General features: G+C 61.7%; 12 protein-coding genes. 2 read left to right on the forward strand and 10 right to left on the reverse strand.

Annotated elements, in window-relative coordinates; translation table 11 throughout:
- Positions 1 to 83 precede the first annotated feature (83 nt).
- The 8 genes from gcvP to arcD (CKW07_RS13040) form a co-directional block, all read right to left on the reverse strand.
- Positions 84 to 2936, reverse strand: a complete 2853-nt coding sequence (gcvP, locus tag CKW07_RS13005) for an aminomethyl-transferring glycine dehydrogenase (protein ID WP_095145262.1) — start codon at positions 2934 to 2936, stop codon at positions 84 to 86.
- A gap of 11 nt (positions 2937 to 2947) precedes the next feature.
- Positions 2948 to 3331, reverse strand: coding sequence for a glycine cleavage system protein GcvH (gene gcvH, locus CKW07_RS13010; protein WP_095078536.1), 384 nt, complete (start codon positions 3329 to 3331; stop codon positions 2948 to 2950).
- Positions 3332 to 3702: 371 nt separating this feature from the next.
- Positions 3703 to 5211 carry a sigma-54-dependent transcriptional regulator gene (locus tag CKW07_RS13015; RefSeq protein WP_095145263.1) on the reverse strand — a complete coding sequence of 503 codons (1509 nt, stop codon included), beginning with the start codon at positions 5209 to 5211 and terminating at the stop codon, positions 3703 to 3705.
- A gap of 137 nt (positions 5212 to 5348) precedes the next feature.
- Positions 5349 to 5711 (reverse strand): DUF5064 family protein, encoded by a 363-nt coding sequence (locus CKW07_RS13020; RefSeq protein ID WP_095145264.1) that lies wholly within the window; start codon positions 5709 to 5711, stop codon positions 5349 to 5351.
- A 12-nt stretch (positions 5712 to 5723) separates the two neighbouring features.
- Complete coding sequence (gene arcC / locus CKW07_RS13025) at positions 5724 to 6653, reverse strand: carbamate kinase (protein ID WP_095145265.1); 930 nt, start codon at positions 6651 to 6653, stop codon at positions 5724 to 5726.
- A 59-nt stretch (positions 6654 to 6712) separates the two neighbouring features.
- Positions 6713 to 7723, reverse strand: a complete 1011-nt coding sequence (locus CKW07_RS13030; RefSeq protein ID WP_095145266.1) for an ornithine carbamoyltransferase — start codon at positions 7721 to 7723, stop codon at positions 6713 to 6715.
- A 67-nt stretch (positions 7724 to 7790) separates the two neighbouring features.
- Positions 7791 to 9047: an arginine deiminase gene (arcA, locus tag CKW07_RS13035; protein WP_095145267.1), complete on the reverse strand. Its 1257-nt coding sequence runs from the start codon at positions 9045 to 9047 to the stop codon at positions 7791 to 7793.
- 36 nt (positions 9048 to 9083) lie between these two features.
- A complete protein-coding gene (gene arcD / locus CKW07_RS13040; RefSeq protein WP_095145268.1) occupies positions 9084 to 10511 on the reverse strand; it encodes an arginine-ornithine antiporter in 1428 nt (475 codons plus the stop codon).
- Between the two features lie 436 nt (positions 10512 to 10947).
- Between arcD (CKW07_RS13040) and arcD (CKW07_RS13045) the strand changes: the two genes are divergently transcribed.
- The gene (gene arcD, locus CKW07_RS13045) at positions 10948 to 12375 is read left to right on the forward strand and encodes an arginine-ornithine antiporter (protein ID WP_095145269.1); all 1428 of its coding nucleotides are present in this window, start codon (positions 10948 to 10950) and stop codon (positions 12373 to 12375) included.
- On the forward strand, positions 12372 to 13241 hold the full coding sequence (locus CKW07_RS13050) for a DNA-3-methyladenine glycosylase (protein WP_095145270.1): 870 nt from the start codon (positions 12372 to 12374) through the stop codon (positions 13239 to 13241). The genes arcD (CKW07_RS13045) and CKW07_RS13050 overlap by 4 nt, the downstream gene beginning before the upstream one ends.
- Positions 13242 to 13281: 40 nt before the next feature.
- Here the strand turns inward: CKW07_RS13050 and CKW07_RS13055 are convergent, their stop codons facing one another.
- Together CKW07_RS13055 and CKW07_RS25965 are read right to left on the reverse strand one after the other, a co-directional pair.
- Positions 13282 to 14628 (reverse strand): CoA transferase, encoded by a 1347-nt coding sequence (locus CKW07_RS13055; protein WP_095145271.1) that lies wholly within the window; start codon positions 14626 to 14628, stop codon positions 13282 to 13284.
- An 86-nt stretch (positions 14629 to 14714) separates the two neighbouring features.
- Positions 14715 to 15470, reverse strand: coding sequence for a methyl-accepting chemotaxis protein (locus CKW07_RS25965; RefSeq protein ID WP_371850654.1), 756 nt, complete (start codon positions 15468 to 15470; stop codon positions 14715 to 14717).
- Between the last annotated feature and the right edge of the window lie 21 nt (positions 15471 to 15491).

Here is a 15491-nt window from a genome sequence, read left to right on the forward strand (position 1 = left end):
ACGCTCTGCGTCACAAAGCCGACGCCGAGCGTCCTGAGAGGCATTCCCACGCAGAGCGTGGGAACGATCATTGTGGTGGTGATTTAAGCGTAGCTTTCGATCGACGGGCAGGCGCAGATCAGGTTGCGGTCGCCAAACACGTTGTCGACGCGACCGACCGGTGGCCAGTACTTGCCTTCGATCAAGGACTCCACCGGGTACACCGCCTGTTCACGGCTGTAAGGGTGCGACCACTCGCCAACGATTTCCGCCGCGGTGTGCGGGGCGTTCTTCAGCGGGTTGTCGTCCTTGTCCAGGGTGCCGTTTTCCACCGCACGGATTTCTTCGCGGATGCGGATCATGGCCTCGCAGAAACGGTCCAGTTCTTCCTTGGATTCGCTTTCGGTCGGTTCGATCATCAACGTGCCCGCCACCGGGAACGACATGGTCGGGGCGTGGAAACCGAAGTCGATCAGGCGCTTGGCCACGTCATCGACGCTGATGCCGCTGCTGTCCTTGAGCGGACGCAGGTCGAGGATGCATTCGTGGGCCACCAGGCCGTTGCTGCCGGTGTACAGCACCGGGTAGTGCTCTTCGAGGCGACGGGAGATGTAGTTGGCGTTGAGGATCGCCAGCTGCGAAGCACGCTTGAGACCGGCACCACCCATCATACGAATGTACATCCAGGTGATCGGCAAAATGCTCGCGCTGCCGAACGGTGCTGCGCAGACCGCGCCTTCCTTGCGTTCCATGGCCGCGTGACCCGGCAGGAACGGGGTCAGGTGGGATTTCACGCCAATCGGGCCGACGCCCGGGCCGCCACCGCCGTGAGGGATGCAGAAGGTCTTGTGCAGGTTCAGGTGGGATACGTCGCCGCCGAACTTGCCCGGGGCGCACAGGCCGACCATGGCGTTCATGTTGGCGCCGTCGATGTACACCTGGCCGCCGTTGTCATGAATGATGCCGCAGATTTCGCGGATACCTTCCTCGAACACGCCGTGGGTGGACGGGTAGGTGATCATCAGCGCGGCGAGGTGTTCGCGGTGCTCGATGGCCTTGGCGCGCAAGTCTTCGATGTCGACGTTGCCACGGGCATCGCAAGCGGTGACCACCACGCGCATGCCGGCCATGTTGGCGGTGGCCGGGTTGGTACCGTGGGCCGAGGAGGGAATCAGGCAGATGTCGCGACGGTCTTCGCCACGGCTCTGGTGATAGGCACGAATCGCCAGCAGGCCGGCGTATTCACCCTGGGAGCCTGCGTTCGGTTGCAGCGAGATCGCGTCGTAGCCGGTGGCGGCGCAGAGCATCGCTTCCAGTTCGTCGGTCAGCTGTTGGTAGCCGGCACTTTGCTCGGCCGGGGCGAACGGGTGCAGGGCGCCGAATTCGGCCCAGGTCACGGGGATCATTTCGCTGGCGGCGTTGAGTTTCATGGTGCACGAGCCCAGCGGGATCATAGTGCGATCCAGGGCCAGGTCCTTGTCCGCCAGTTTGCGCAGGTAGCGCATCAACTCGGTTTCCGAGTGATAACGGTTGAACACTGGATGGCTGAGGATCGCCGATTGGCGAATCAGCGACGCCGGGATGCGGCTGTGGATCGAGGCGGCCAGTGCGGCGAAGTCCGGCAGCGACTTGCCGTCGGCCAGCAGGCTCCACAGGGTTTCGATGTCGGCCTGGGTCGTGGTTTCGTCCAGGGACAGACCCAGGCGCTGGTCATCGACCACGCGCAGGTTGATGCGCTGGGCGCGGGCCTTGTCGTGCAGGGCGGCGGTTTGTGCACCCGTGGCCAGGGTCAGGGTGTCGAAGAAGCTGTCTTGCTCGACGTTCAGGCCCAGCGCGCCCAGGCCCTTGGCCAGGATCGCGGTCAGGTGATGAATGCGCGTGGCGATCTGCACCAGGCCTTTGGGGCCGTGGTACACCGCGTACATGCTGGCGATGTTGGCCAGCAGTACCTGGGCGGTGCAGATGTTGCTGGTGGCTTTCTCGCGACGGATATGTTGTTCGCGGGTCTGCATGGCCAGGCGCAGGGCCGGCTTGTCGAAACGGTCTACCGACACACCGACCAGACGGCCCGGCATGTCGCGCTTGAACGCGTCCTTGGTGGCGAAGTAGGCGGCGTGCGGGCCACCGAAGCCCAGCGGCACGCCGAAGCGTTGGGCGCTGCCGATGGCCACGTCGGCGCCGAATTCGCCTGGCGGGGTCAGCAGGGTCAGGGCCAGCAGGTCGGCTGCGACGGCGACCAGGGCATTGGTGGCGTGGAAGCGCTCGGTCAGTTCGCGGTAGTCGAACAGGTCACCGTTGCTGGCCGGGTATTGCAGCAGCGCACCAAAGAACGGGCTGACGTCGGTCAGTTCACGCTCATCGCCCACCACTACGTCGATGCCCAATGGCTCGGCACGGGTGCGCAGCACGTCGAGGGTTTGTGGGTGGCAGTGGCTGGAGGCGAAGAACGCATGGCTGCCCTTGTTCTTGCTCAGGCGCTTGCAGAAGGTCATGGCTTCGGCGGCGGCGGTGGCTTCGTCCAGCAGCGAGGCGTTGGCGATCGGCAGGCCGGACAGGTCGCTGATCAGGGTCTGGAAGTTCAGCAGCGCTTCCAGGCGGCCTTGGGAGATTTCCGGCTGATACGGGGTGTAGGCGGTGTACCAGGCCGGGTTTTCCAGCAGGTTGCGCAGGATCGGCGAAGGTGTATGGCAGTTGTAGTAGCCCTGGCCGATGTAGGTCTTGAACAGCTGGTTCTTGCCGGCGATGGCCTTGATCGAGGCCAGGGCCTCGGCTTCGCTCTGGCCGTCGCCCAGGCCCAGTACGCTGGTGCCCTTGATGCTGTCGGGGATGACGCTGGCGCTCAGGGCTTCCAGGGAATCAAACCCCAGGCTGTTGAGCATGGCTTGCTCGTCGCCCGAACGCGGGCCGATGTGACGCGCGATGAATTCGTTGGCAGTGCTCAGGTTGACTTGAGTCATGTGCGGTCTCCTCAGGCTTCGGCTTGGGCTTTGATCAGGCGGTCGTAGGCGTCCTGGTCCAGCAGTTGGCCGACAGCGCCGGCGTCCGCCGGAATGAAGCGGAAGAACCAGCCTTGGCCCAGCGGGTCTTCGTTGACCAGCTCAGGGTTGCCTTCGAGTGCCGAATTGGTTTCGACGACTTCACCGGTCAACGGCATGTACACGCCGCTGGCGGCCTTTACCGATTCAACGGTGGAGGCTTCGGCGCCTTGCTCGTAGGACTGCAGCTCTGGCAGTTGTACGTAAACAACGTCCCCCAGGGCGTTCTGCGCGAACGCGGTGATGCCGACTGTTACGCTGCCGTCAGCTTCGGTACGCAGCCATTCGTGATCTTCAGTAAAACGCAACTCGCTCATGGAAACTCCTCAGGGGGCCAGACTTGTCTGGTGGACGCGATGGATTGTTCGGGCAAAGCCCTGTTTTATGAGTGGTTACAAAGCAATATCGCGGCCAATGTTTTTAAATTGTTTAAAATCAATAGGTTACGAGTTGTTTTCGGGTGGCGGACGAATGCGCCTGTAGCGAAATCGCTACAGATCAAGGCGTGGAAAAAAGCCTATGGGGATCAAAGCCTTGCGTAGCCGCGCTGAAGGGGGTGTGTAGCGATATCGTTCCGCTGTAGCGCTTTCAGTACAGGTAGAGGTCGCTTTTGGCGCGAAGAATGGGTGCCTTGCGGTCAATTGTGGCGAGGGAGCAAGCTCCCTCGCCACGGGGCCGTTATCGGGGCTCAGGCTTTGCCGGGAATCCCGTACTTGCGTAGCCGATGAGCGATGGCGGTGTGAGAGGTTTGCAGGCGGCTGGCCAGTTGGCGGGTCGAGGGGTAATTGACGTAGAGCTTTTCCAGCAGGGTCTTTTCGAACGACTCCATGGCCTGCTCAAGGCTGTCGACCTCGCTGTCGCCTTGCCGCGCCACGGAAGTGCCGGCGATATCCAGGTCGCCGATGTCCACCAGGCTGCTTTCGCAGATCGCGGCCGCGCGGAAAATCACGTTCTGCAACTGCCGCACATTGCCCGGCCAGCGGTTGCCGAGTAGGGCCGGGTAGGTGCCGGGCGCCAGGCGGCAGACCGGGCGCTGGATCTGCGCACAGGCCTGCTGCATGAAGTAGCGCGCCAGCAACAGAATGTCCTGGCCGCGCTCGCGCAGCGGCGGCACTTCGACGTTGAGCACGTTGAGGCGGTAGAACAGGTCTTCGCGGAACTGGCCCTCGCTGACCATTTTTTCCAGATCACGGTGGGTCGCACTGAGGATCCGTACATTGACCTTGATCTCACGATCACCGCCCACCCGGCGGAAGCTGCCGTCGTTGAGGAAGCGCAGCAACTTGGCCTGCAGGTACGGCGACATCTCGCCGATCTCGTCGAGAAACACCGTGCCCTGGTTCGCCAGCTCCATCAGCCCCGGCTTGCCGCCCCGTTGCGCGCCGGTGAAGGCGCCGGGGGCATAGCCGAACAGCTCGCTTTCGGCGAGGTTTTCCGGCAATGCCGCGCAGTTCAATGCCAGGAATGGCGCGTTGTACCGGGCGCTGATGGCGTGGCAGGCGCGGGCCACCAACTCCTTGCCGGTACCGGTTTCACCCTGGATCAGCAGCGGCGCATCGAGGGCCGCGACCCGTTGCGCACGGGCCTTGAGGGTGCGAATGACCGGGGACTCGCCAAGCAAGGCGTCGAACCCTTCGGCGTGATCGTGGTGCAGTGCCGAGAGTTGTTCGCCAATGCGGTTGGGTTGGTACAGGGTCAACAGGGCGCCGGCATCGGTGATCGGTGTCGCGTCCAGCAGCAAGGTCTGGCCATTGACCGTGATCTCGCGCAGCGCCAGGCGAAAGCCGTGTTCGAGCAGGGCGTCGAGCAACGTTGGGTCGGCAAACAACTCGGTCACGCTTTCCCCGGCCGGCTCACGGCCGTACAGGGCAATCAGTGCCGGGTTGGCCAGCAGGATGTTGCCGGCACTGTCGAGGGCCAGCACCGGGTCGGTCATGGCCGCCAGCAATGCATCGAGTTGCAGGTGCCGACGCTGGCCGGGAAGGATGTCGACCACGGTGACCGCTTGCACGCCGCGCACGCTGAACAGCGCATCGCGCAACTCTTCAAGCACTTGAGGGCTGAGGGTCGGGGCATCGATGTAAACGTTCGGCGGGACCATTTCCACCGCATCCAGGTTGAGATTTCGCCCACCAAGCAAGGCCAGGACTTCCTGGGTAATGCCGACGCGGTCGATGAAGCTGACGTGGATACGCATGGGGCGGTTTTAGGGTCTGCAGTGCGAAGGGGGGCAAGTATGCCTTGGCGCGGGGGGGAAGGTGAAATCCAGTGCAGGACTTCGGGTCAACGCGGATCCCTGAGGGAGCGGTCAAACCGCTCCCTCAGGTCGCTGGGTTATTCGAAATGTTCGGGGTTTACCGGGTCGCCCGATTTCATATTCAACTGCACCCGTATGTCTTCAAACATCAAATCGTAATGTTTGTGAACCGAGCCGATCTGGCTGTGTGTCTTTGGAATGCCGTACTTCTCGGCGATTTTTGTCACGTTGTTGGCGAAATTGTAGGCCTCCTCCTTGGGCAGGAAGAACGACTCGCTCATGTCCTTGCCCTGAATGCTGCCATGCATGGTGAACTGAATGCCTTTTTCGCCCTTGGGGTTCTTGCTGACTTCATAGTCGAGGTGCAGGTTGTAGCTGACATCATCCGGGGTCAGTGCATGACGCTCGATGTGCAAGTGGCCTGGCTCAAACTGTGCCATAGACGTCTCTCCTTACAGGTAAGTAATGCCAGGCTTGGACGTACTGATACGGGTACCGGCCTTGCCCTGGACAATCGCTTCGATGTCCGAGAGTGAACCGATTACCGCGACTTTGCCAGTGTTGCGAGCGAACTCGCAGGCGGCTTGAACCTTGGGCCCCATGGAACCTGCCGCGAAGCCGAGTTTTTCCATTTCGTCCGGGTGTGCCTGGGCGATGGCTTTCTGGGTCGGCTTGCCGAAATCAATGTACGCGGCATTGACGTCGGTGGCGATCACCAGCAAATCACCTTCCAGCTGTTCGGCCAGCAGCGCCGAGCACAGGTCCTTGTCGATCACCGCTTCGATGCCCTTGAGCTTGCGGTTCTCGTCGTACATGGTCGGAATGCCGCCACCGCCGGCGCAGATCACGATGCTGCCCTGGTCCAGCAGCCACTTGATCGGACGGATCTCGAAGATGCGCTTGGGTTTCGGGCTGGCCACCACGCGGCGGAACTTGTCGCCATCGGGGGCAATCGCCCAGCCTTTTTCGGCGGCCAGTGCTTCGGCTTCGGCCTTGGTGTAGACCGGGCCGATCGGCTTGCTCGGGTTCTTGAACGCCGGGTCGTTGGCGTCGACTTCAACCTGGGTCAGGAGGGTCGCGAACGGCACCTCGAAGGCCAGCAGGTTGCCCAGTTCCTGTTCGATGATGTAGCCGATCATGCCTTCGGTTTCGGCACCGAGCACGTCCAGCGGGTAAGGGGAGACGGAGGTGTAGGCCGCAGCTTGCAGCGACAGCAGGCCGACTTGCGGGCCATTACCGTGAGCGATCACCAGCTGATTGCCAGGGTGGATCTTGGCGATCTGCTCAGTGGCGATCCGGATATTGGCGCGTTGATTGTCCGCAGTCATGGGTTCACCACGACGCAGGAGGGCGTTACCGCCCAAGGCAACGACGATACGCATAATTGCAGTCCTTCCCAGAGTGATCGTTCCCACGCAGAGCGTGGGAACGATCGGGTACGTTAAAGATCAGCCAGGGTCGATACCAGGATCGCCTTGATGGTGTGCATGCGGTTTTCCGCTTGCTCAAAGGCGATACAGGCCGGCGATTCGAACACGTCGTCAGTGACTTCGATACCGTTGGCCAGATGCGGGTATTGCTCGGCGATCTGTTTGCCGATCTTGGTGTCGCTGTTGTGGAAGGCCGGCAGGCAGTGCATGAACTTGGTGCGTGGGTTGCCGGTGGCTTTCATCAGTTCAGCGTTGACCTGGTATGGCAGCAATTGCTTGATACGTTCGGCCCAGGCTTCAACCGGTTCGCCCATCGAGACCCAGACGTCGGTGTGGATGAAGTCCACGCCTTTGACCGCGGCTTTCGGGTCTTCGGTCAGGGTGATGCGGGCGCCGCTTTCTTCTGCGTATTGCTTGCAGCGAGCGACCAGGTCGTCCGCCGGCCACAGGGCCTTGGGTGCGCAGATACGTACGTCCATGCCCAGCTTGGCGCCGACCAGCAGCAGCGAGTTACCCATGTTGTTACGCGCGTCGCCCAGGTAGGCGTAGCTGATGTCGTGGATCGGCTTGTCGGCGTGCTCACGCATGGTCAGGACGTCGGCGATCATTTGGGTCGGGTGGTACTCATCGGTCAGGCCGTTGAACACCGGTACACCGGCAAACTTGGCCAGTTCTTCGACGATTTCCTGCTTGAAGCCACGGTATTCGATAGCGTCGTACATGCGCCCCAGAACGCGGGCGGTGTCCTTCATGCTTTCTTTGTGGCCGATCTGCGAGGAGTTCGGGTCGATGTAGGTCACGTTGGCGCCCTGGTCATAGGCCGCGACCTCGAACGCACAGCGGGTGCGGGTCGAGGTCTTTTCGAAGATCAGCGCGATGTTGTTGCCTTTGAGGTGTTGCTGCTCGGTACCGGTGTACTTGGCGCGCTTGAGGTCGCGGGACAGGTCGAGCAGATAGCGCAATTCGCGAGGGGTGTGGTGTTCCAGGCTCAGCAGATTGCGGTTATGAATATTGAAAGCCATTTTGGATCTCCTTGGGTTTCGGTTATCCCCAAGGCCCCGCCGGATAGGCGCGGGCCTTGGCTAAAGGTTAGTAATCGATTGGGTCGCGCACGATCGGGCAGGTCATGCAGTGGCCGCCGCCACGGCCGCGGCCGAGCTCGCTGGCGCTGATGGTGATGACCTCGATCCCGGCCTTGCGCAGCAGGGTATTGGTGTAGGTGTTGCGGTCGTAACCGATCACCACGCCAGGCTCCACGGCCACCACGTTGTTGCCGTCGTCCCACTGCTCGCGTTCGGCGGCGAAGCTGTTGCCACCGGTTTCAACGACGCGCAGGGTCTTGAGGTTGAGGGACTCGGCAACCACTTCGATGAAGGTTTTGTTTTCCCGGCGCACGTCCATGCCATAAGGCTTGCTGCTGTCAGGACGAATCACGAACGGCACGATTTCCTTGACCACTTCAGGGAAGACAGTGACCAGGTCGCGGTCGCAGAAGCTGAACACGGTGTCCAGGTGCATCGCCGCGCGGGATTTCGGCAGGCCGGCGACCACGACTTTCTCAACGGCGCCTTTGGCGAACAGCGACTGGGCCAGTTGGGCGATAGCCTGGCGCGAGGTCCGCTCGCCCATGCCGATCAACACTACGCCATTGCCGATAGGCATGACGTCGCCGCCTTCGAGGGTGGCCTGACCGTGATCCTTGTCCGGATCGCCGTACCAGACTTCGAATTCGGCACCGATGAACTCAGGGTGGAATTTGTAGATGGCGGTCGTCAGCAGGGTTTCCTGGCGTCGTGCCGGCCAGTACATCGGGTTGAGTGTCACGCCGCCATAGATCCAGCAGGTGGTGTCGCGGGTGAACTGGGTGTTGGGCAGCGGCGGCAGCAGGAAGCTGGAGTGACCCAGGTAGTCGCGATACATCTTGATGATGCTGGAACCTTCGCTGTCCGGCAGGTCTTCACCGGCCACACCACCAATCAGGTACTCGGCCAGCTTGCGTGGCTCAAGGCCTTCGAGCCAGCTGCGTACTTCGTTGCACAGGCCGACACCTACGGTGTCCGGGGTGATCTTGCGGTCCAGAATCCACTTCAGGGCTTCCGGGTTCTGGATGGTCTCGGTCAGCAGGTTGTGCATTTCCAGGACTTCGACACCGCGCTCACGCATCTTGGTCACGAAGTCGAAGTGGTCACGCTTGGCCTGGTTGACCCAGATAACGTCATCGAAAAGCAGCTCGTCACAGTTGTTCGGGGTCAGCCGCTGGTGGGCCAGGCCCGGGGAGCAAACCATGACTTTGCGTAGTTTGCCGGCTTCGGAATGTACGCCGTACTTAACTTTTTCCGTGCTCATTACAGTGATCCTCCAGATGACAAAACAAACTTGGTGTTACAGGGTCAGGAAGCCGTCGTAGAGACCGTAGGCTGCCACCAGGGCGCCAACGACCACCATGGCGAAAATCAGCTTCTCGACGTTGGTGAAAACCGGTTTGCCCAACTCGTGCTTGGCCTTGGCGAACAGGATCACGCCAGGGGCATAGAGCAAGGCGGACAGCAGCAGGTACTTCAACCCGCCGGCATAAATCAGCCAGACCGCATAGACCAGGGCGATGCCGCCGATGATCAGGTCCTTCTTGCGCTCGGCCAGGGCGTTCTCGTATGTCTCGCCGCGCACCGCCAGCAGCAGGGCGTAGGCCGCCGACCACAGGTAAGGCACCAGGATCATCGAGGTGGCGAGGTAGATCAGCGACAGGTAAGTACTGGCCGAAAACAGGGTGATGATCAGGAACACCTGCACCATCACGTTGGTCAGCCACAAGGCATTGACCGGTACGTGGTTGGCGTTTTCCTTTCTCAGGAACTCCGGCATGGTGTGGTCTTTGGCGGCGGCGAACATGATCTCCGCACACAGCAGGACCCACGACAGCAGTGCGCCAAGCAGGGAGATGATCAGGCCGACGCTGATCAGCACCGCACCCCAGTGACCGACCACATGCTCAAGCACGGCGGCCATCGACGGGTTCTGCAGTTTGGCCAGTTCCGGTTGGGTCATGATGCCCAGCGACAGTACGTTCACCAGCACCAGGAACAGCAGCACGGTGATGAAGCCGATCACGGTGGCTTTACCGACGTCAGAACGCTTTTCGGCACGGGCGGAGAAGATGCTCGCGCCTTCGATACCGATGAACACCCAGACGGTGACCAGCATCATGTTGCGCACCTGGTCCATTACGCTGCCCAGGTCAGGGTTTTTCAGGCCCCAAATGTCGGCGGTGAAGATATCCAGCTTGAACGCGAACACCGCGATCAGGACAAACAGCAACAGCGGTACGACCTTGGCGACGGTGGTCACCAGGTTGATGAACGCCGCTTCCTTGATCCCCCGCAAGACGAGGAAATGCACGGCCCACAACAGCACCGAGGCACCGATCACAGCGGCTACGGTATTGCCCTCCCCAAAAATCGGGAAGAAGTAGCCCAAGGTGCTGAACAGCAGCACGAAGTAACCGACGTTCCCCAGCCAGGCACTGATCCAGTAGCCCCAGGCGGAAGAGAAACCCATATAGTCGCCGAAACCGGCCTTGGCGTAGGCGTAGACACCGCCGTCCAGGTCAGGCTTGCGATTGGCCAGTGTCTGGAAGACAAATGCCAGGGTCAACATACCGACAGCGGTGATTGCCCAACCAATCAGGACGGCACCGACATCGGCACTTGCCGCCATGTTTTGTGGCAAAGAGAAGATCCCGCCACCAATCATTGAGCCGACCACCAGCGCGACTAAGGCACCAAGTCGTAGTTTTCCGGGAGATTCAGACATTGCGTGACTCCAATGCAGGAGAAGTGAGACCACAGAGTAGAACTGCTTGCGTTTCCATCAGCTGACGTAGATCAGTTCATTGCGACATTCCATTGTTAATGAGTGACTTATGAATGCTTGCGGAACGGACTGAGAAGCCTCTCCCAGAGGCCTCGGATGGATTGGAACGGGAATTGTTGCTATTGCTGCAGGTTATGAAGCTAGTTCGTTTTCCAGAATCTGCAAATTTTTGGCGTCTGTTTTCAGTACAGCATGGATTTATCTGGAATAAGCCATAAAACTGGCGAAAATACCCAGGCGGCATAGATGAGACAGTTCTAAAAGCGGTCTATTTTTTATCCGTGTCTGATAAACGATATGTCGCGCTGGATAATTAATCGGGTGAACCCTTGTTATGGTTCGCCAACATGACAAACAGTCGATTTGAGAGGTGACGATGTCGCAACCGGCGCAAAAGCTACGACTCAGTGCGTTGATCGCCCTGGTGGTCGGCTCAATGATTGGCGGGGGGATTTTCTCCTTGCCACAGAACATGGCGGCTCGCGCTGACGCCGGGGCGATCCTGATCGGTTGGGCCATCACGGCCGTGGGCATGTTGACCCTGGCGTTTGTCTTCCAGACCCTGGCCAACCGCAAGCCCGAATTGGACTCCGGGGTCTATGCCTACGCCAAGGCCGGCTTTGGCGACTACATGGGGTTTTCATCCGCGTGGGGCTACTGGATCAGTGCCTGGCTGGGGAACGTCGGCTACTTCGTGCTGCTGTTCAGCACCCTGGGCTATTTCTTTCCGGTTTTCGGCCAGGGCAACACGCCGATTGCCATCGGCTGCGCTTCGCTGTTGCTGTGGGCCGTGCATTTTCTGGTGATGCGGGGGATCAAGGAGGCGGCGTTCATCAACCAGGTGACCACCGTCGCCAAGATCGTGCCGCTGGTGATGTTCGTCGTGATTGCCGCGGTGGCGTTCAAGGCGGATGTCTTCACCCGTGACATCTGGGGCCACAGCAACCCGAACTTCGGCAGCGTGATGGATCAGGTGCGCAACATGATGCTGGTCACGGTGTTCGTGTTCATCGGCATCGAGGGCGCAAGCGTCTACTCGGCCCGCGCCGAAAAGCGTTCGGATGTGGGCCGGGCCACGGTCATCGGTTTTATCGGGGTGCTGGCCTTGCTGGTGCTGGTCAACGTGTTGTCGCTGGGCATCATGACCCAGCCGGAACTGGCCAACCTGCAGAACCCGTCGCTGGCGGCGGTGCTCGAGCACATTGTCGGGCCCTGGGGAGCGTTGCTGATCAGCCTCGGCCTGGCGGTTTCCCTGTTAGGCGCTTTGCTATCGTGGGCGTTGCTGTGCGCCGAGATCTTGTTCGCCACGGCCCGGGACAAGACCATGCCGGCATTCCTGAGAAAGGAAAACGCCAACCACGTGCCGGTCAATGCCTTGTGGCTGACCAACGTGATGATCCAGATCTTCCTGCTGATCACCCTGTTTTCCGAAGGCACCTACACCAGCCTGATCTATCTGGCCTCGTCGATGATCCTGGTGCCCTACCTGTGGTCGGCAGCGTATGCGGTGTTGTTGAGCGGGCGTGGCGAAACCTATGAACACGCGTCCGCCGAGCGCACCAAGGACCTGATCATCGGTGCCATCGCACTCAGTTACGCGGTCTGGTTGCTGTACGCCGGCGGGGTCAAGTACCTGCTGTTGTCGGCGCTGCTGTATGCGCCGGGGGTGATTCTGTTCGCCAAGGCCAAGCGGGAGCAGGGCCAGCCACTGTTCACCCACATCGAGAAGGGTATCTTTGCCTGCGTCATCGCGGGCGCCGGGTTGGCGGCCTATGGACTGTACAGTGGTGTGCTGTCGTTGTGAGGCTGCGGCTCGACTATCAGGGGGCCTATGACTGGCCGGCGATGCTGGGGTTTCTAGCGGCCCGGGCGATTGCCGGGCTGGAGACGGTGGTCGATGGCGTGTATTCGCGCAGCATCAGTCTGGATGGTGTGCACGGCACGTTTTCGATCACCCAGGCGCAGGGTGACGCCCTGGACGTCGTGCTGCGGTTTCCTGACATTTTTGCAGTACCGGAAATTGTACGGCGGCTGCGGCGGATGTTCGATCTGGACGCCGACTTGCCCGGGATTCATCGGCACCTGTCGACGGACCCGCTGATGGCGCGGTTGATTGCCAGGCATCCCGGTCTGCGGGTGCCCGGGGCCTGGGATGGCCTGGAGCTGGCGATTCGCGCAGTGCTGGGGCAACAGATCAGCGTCGGCGCGGCGATCAGGCTGGCGGGCAAACTGGTTGCGCAGTATGGCGAGCGTCTGCAGCCGTCATTCGCGCCGCTGACCCATGTCTTTCCGTCGAGCCGGGTGCTGGCCGAGGCGGATCTGGCGGCCCTCGGTATGCCCCGAAGCCGTGGGCGGACCTTGTCGGGGGTGGCGCAGGCATTGCTCGACGATCCCCGGTTGTTCGAGCCCAAAGGTGATTTACCCGCCTGCACCACGCCATTGCTGGCGCTGTGGGGCGTCGGCGACTGGACGGCGCAGTACATCGCCTTGCGGCAGATGCGTGAAGCCGATGCCTTTCCTTCAGGGGATGTGGGCTTGATCAACGCACTGACGGCGCTGGAAGGCGGGCCGGTGACGCCGGGCGGGTTGTTGGCCCGCGCCGAGACCTGGCGGCCGTACCGGGCGTATGCGGCGCAGGTGTTGTGGACGTCGTTGAGTCGAGCCGACTGAGTTTCAAGCGGTCATCGCGAGCACGTTCGTGGAGTGATCCTCACCACTGTGCCCGATGGGCGCCCAGTTCCCCGGCCGGTATTGCCCACTGCAACGGCGTTGCGCTGATCTTCAGCGGTACGTGCAAGCGATGCGCCGGGCCCCAGGCCGTTTGCTCGATCAGCGAGCCCCGATCACGAGCGTCTTCAGCCCGCAGCGGCGCCCCGGTCCCGGGGCCTTGTTCAATCAGCAATTTCGCTGTTCGCGCCAATGACAAGCGTGCCGCAGCCCCTTGTCCGGTTTTCAGGCGCTGGGTCAGTGCCATGATCGCGCTGGCGGCCATCAAGTAGCCGGTGGCGTGGTCGAGTGCTTGAACGGGCAGCGGGGTGGGTGTGCCAGCATGCTTCCAGTGCATGCCGGCCTCAGCGATGCCGCAGCTCATTTGCACCAAGCTGTCGAAGCCCCGACGATGCTGCCACGGGCCGCTCCAGCCGTAGGCATTGAGGCTGATGTCGATCAAGCCCGGGGCGAGTTTCTGTCGTTCGCTGGCGCCGTAACCGAGGCGTTTCAGGGCGTCGGCACGGTAGCCATGCAGCAGGACATCGGCCTCCTTGAGCAGGTGTTCAAATACCTGGCGTTCGCTACTGTCGTGCAGGTTCAGGCGCGCGCAGCGTTTGCCGAGGGTGACTTCCGGAATTACACCGGGTTCGTTCCAGTGCGGTGGATCGATACGCAGCACATCGGCGCCCAGGCCCGCGAGGAATCGGCTGGCAATGGGGCCGGCCAGCACGCGGGTCAGGTCCAGTACCTTGATGCCCGCCAAGGGTTGCGCGACCGAGCCTTGCCAGGCTGGCGAACGTGCGCTGCCAGCGGTTGGGCGATCAATCAGCGGTTCTGCGTTGACCGCTATCCCTTGGGGGTGCGCCTGCCAGGCTTGCCATGAACGCATTTGCGCGGCGCAACCACCGGCTTCGACCACCGCACGCTCCAGATCGTCTTTCGCCCATTGCGCGACCTTGGCGGCCATCGACTTACGGTCGGCACAGGCACCGAGGACCGATTCGGCGGCGGCACGATGGTGCGGGGCGTTGGTGTGCAGGCGGATCCAGCCATCGTGGGCCGCGTAGTCACCCGCGATCGGGTCCCACAGCGGCGGCACGCTCCAGCCCAGTGGGCGCAGCGAGGTGGAAAACCAGAACGAAGCGAGGCGACGGTCGACTTCAAGGGCCGGCAGGCGCCCGGTCTGTTGCCGCAGCAGTTCGCTGACGGCCTGGCCGGCCGCCGCGATGCTGGCGCAGGCCAGGTCGGTGACGGCAAACGCCGAGGGCAGGGCGCCGTCGGCGGTGAACGTGATGGCGGTCGCAGGCAACCCGAGCGCGGCTTGAATGGACGTCAGGAAATCGGTCATCGAAGGCCCTCCGCAAGAGAGGGCTGAGCATAGAGCAATTGTGGCGAGCGAGCCTGCTCCCTCGCCGCAGGGGAGCATTCAGCCTTTTATACCCGGAACTGATCCATCAGTTTCATCTGCTGGGTGGCCAGTGAGTTCAATTGGCTGCTGATCTGCGCCGACTCGGTGGCTTGTTCGGTCAGGGTTTCGGTGACGGTGCGAATCGCCGAGACATTGCGGTTGACCTCTTCGGCCACGGCGCTCTGCTGTTCGGCGGCGCTGGCGATCTGCAGGTTCATGTCGCTGATCACCGTGACCGCTTCGCTGATCTTGCCCAATGCCTGCACAGCTTGCTGGATCTGCCCGGCGTTGCTGTGGGCCTGGGTCTGGCTTGAGTGCATGGTGGCGACCACGCCGCGGGTGCCGCTCTGAATCCGTTCGATCACCAAGCGAATTTCCTCGACCGAGTCCTGGGTACGCTTGGCCAGGTTGCGCACTTCATCGGCCACTACCGCAAAACCACGACCGCTTTCCCCGGCGCGGGCCGCCTCGATGGCGGCGTTGAGGGCCAGCAGGTTGGTCTGTTCAGCGATGCTGCGGATCACCTCCAGTACCGAACCGATCTGCTCGCTGTTCACCGCCAGCGCTTCGACTTCGGTCACGGCCTTGCTGACTTCCTCGGCCAGTTGGTTGATGTCGCGGGTGCTGCGTTCGATGATCGCCATCCCGTCACGGGCCGATTGGTCAGCCCCCTTGGCGGCGTTGGCGGCATTCGAAGCGCTGTTGGCCACGTCATGGGCGGTGGCGCTCATTTCATTGGACGCCGTGGCGACCTGGTCGATTTCGCGGAACTGCACCTGCATGCCTTCGCTGGTCTGGCGTGC

Source organism: Pseudomonas sp. Irchel s3b6, assembly GCF_900187415.1.
Classification (GTDB): domain Bacteria; phylum Pseudomonadota; class Gammaproteobacteria; order Pseudomonadales; family Pseudomonadaceae; genus Aquipseudomonas.

Excerpts from the sequence above, each read along its gene's own strand:
- gcvP (WP_095145262.1), bottom strand. The coding sequence starts at position 2,936 with ATGACTCAAGTCAACCTGAGCACTGCCAACGAATTCATCGCGCGTCAC.
- gcvH (WP_095078536.1), bottom strand. The coding sequence starts at position 3,331 with ATGAGCGAGTTGCGTTTTACTGAAGATCACGAATGGCTGCGTACCGAA.
- CKW07_RS13015 (WP_095145263.1), bottom strand. The coding sequence starts at position 5,211 with ATGCGTATCCACGTCAGCTTCATCGACCGCGTCGGCATTACCCAGGAA.
- CKW07_RS13020 (WP_095145264.1), bottom strand. The coding sequence starts at position 5,711 with ATGGCACAGTTTGAGCCAGGCCACTTGCACATCGAGCGTCATGCACTG.
- arcC (WP_095145265.1), bottom strand. The coding sequence starts at position 6,653 with ATGCGTATCGTCGTTGCCTTGGGCGGTAACGCCCTCCTGCGTCGTGGT.
- CKW07_RS13030 (WP_095145266.1), bottom strand. The coding sequence starts at position 7,723 with ATGGCTTTCAATATTCATAACCGCAATCTGCTGAGCCTGGAACACCAC.
- arcA (WP_095145267.1), bottom strand. The coding sequence starts at position 9,047 with ATGAGCACGGAAAAAGTTAAGTACGGCGTACATTCCGAAGCCGGCAAA.
- arcD (WP_095145268.1), bottom strand. The coding sequence starts at position 10,511 with ATGTCTGAATCTCCCGGAAAACTACGACTTGGTGCCTTAGTCGCGCTG.
- arcD (WP_095145269.1), top strand. The coding sequence starts at position 10,948 with ATGTCGCAACCGGCGCAAAAGCTACGACTCAGTGCGTTGATCGCCCTG.
- CKW07_RS13055 (WP_095145271.1), bottom strand. The coding sequence starts at position 14,628 with ATGACCGATTTCCTGACGTCCATTCAAGCCGCGCTCGGGTTGCCTGCG.
- CKW07_RS25965 (WP_371850654.1), bottom strand. The coding sequence starts at position 15,470 with ATGCAGGTGCAGTTCCGCGAAATCGACCAGGTCGCCACGGCGTCCAAT.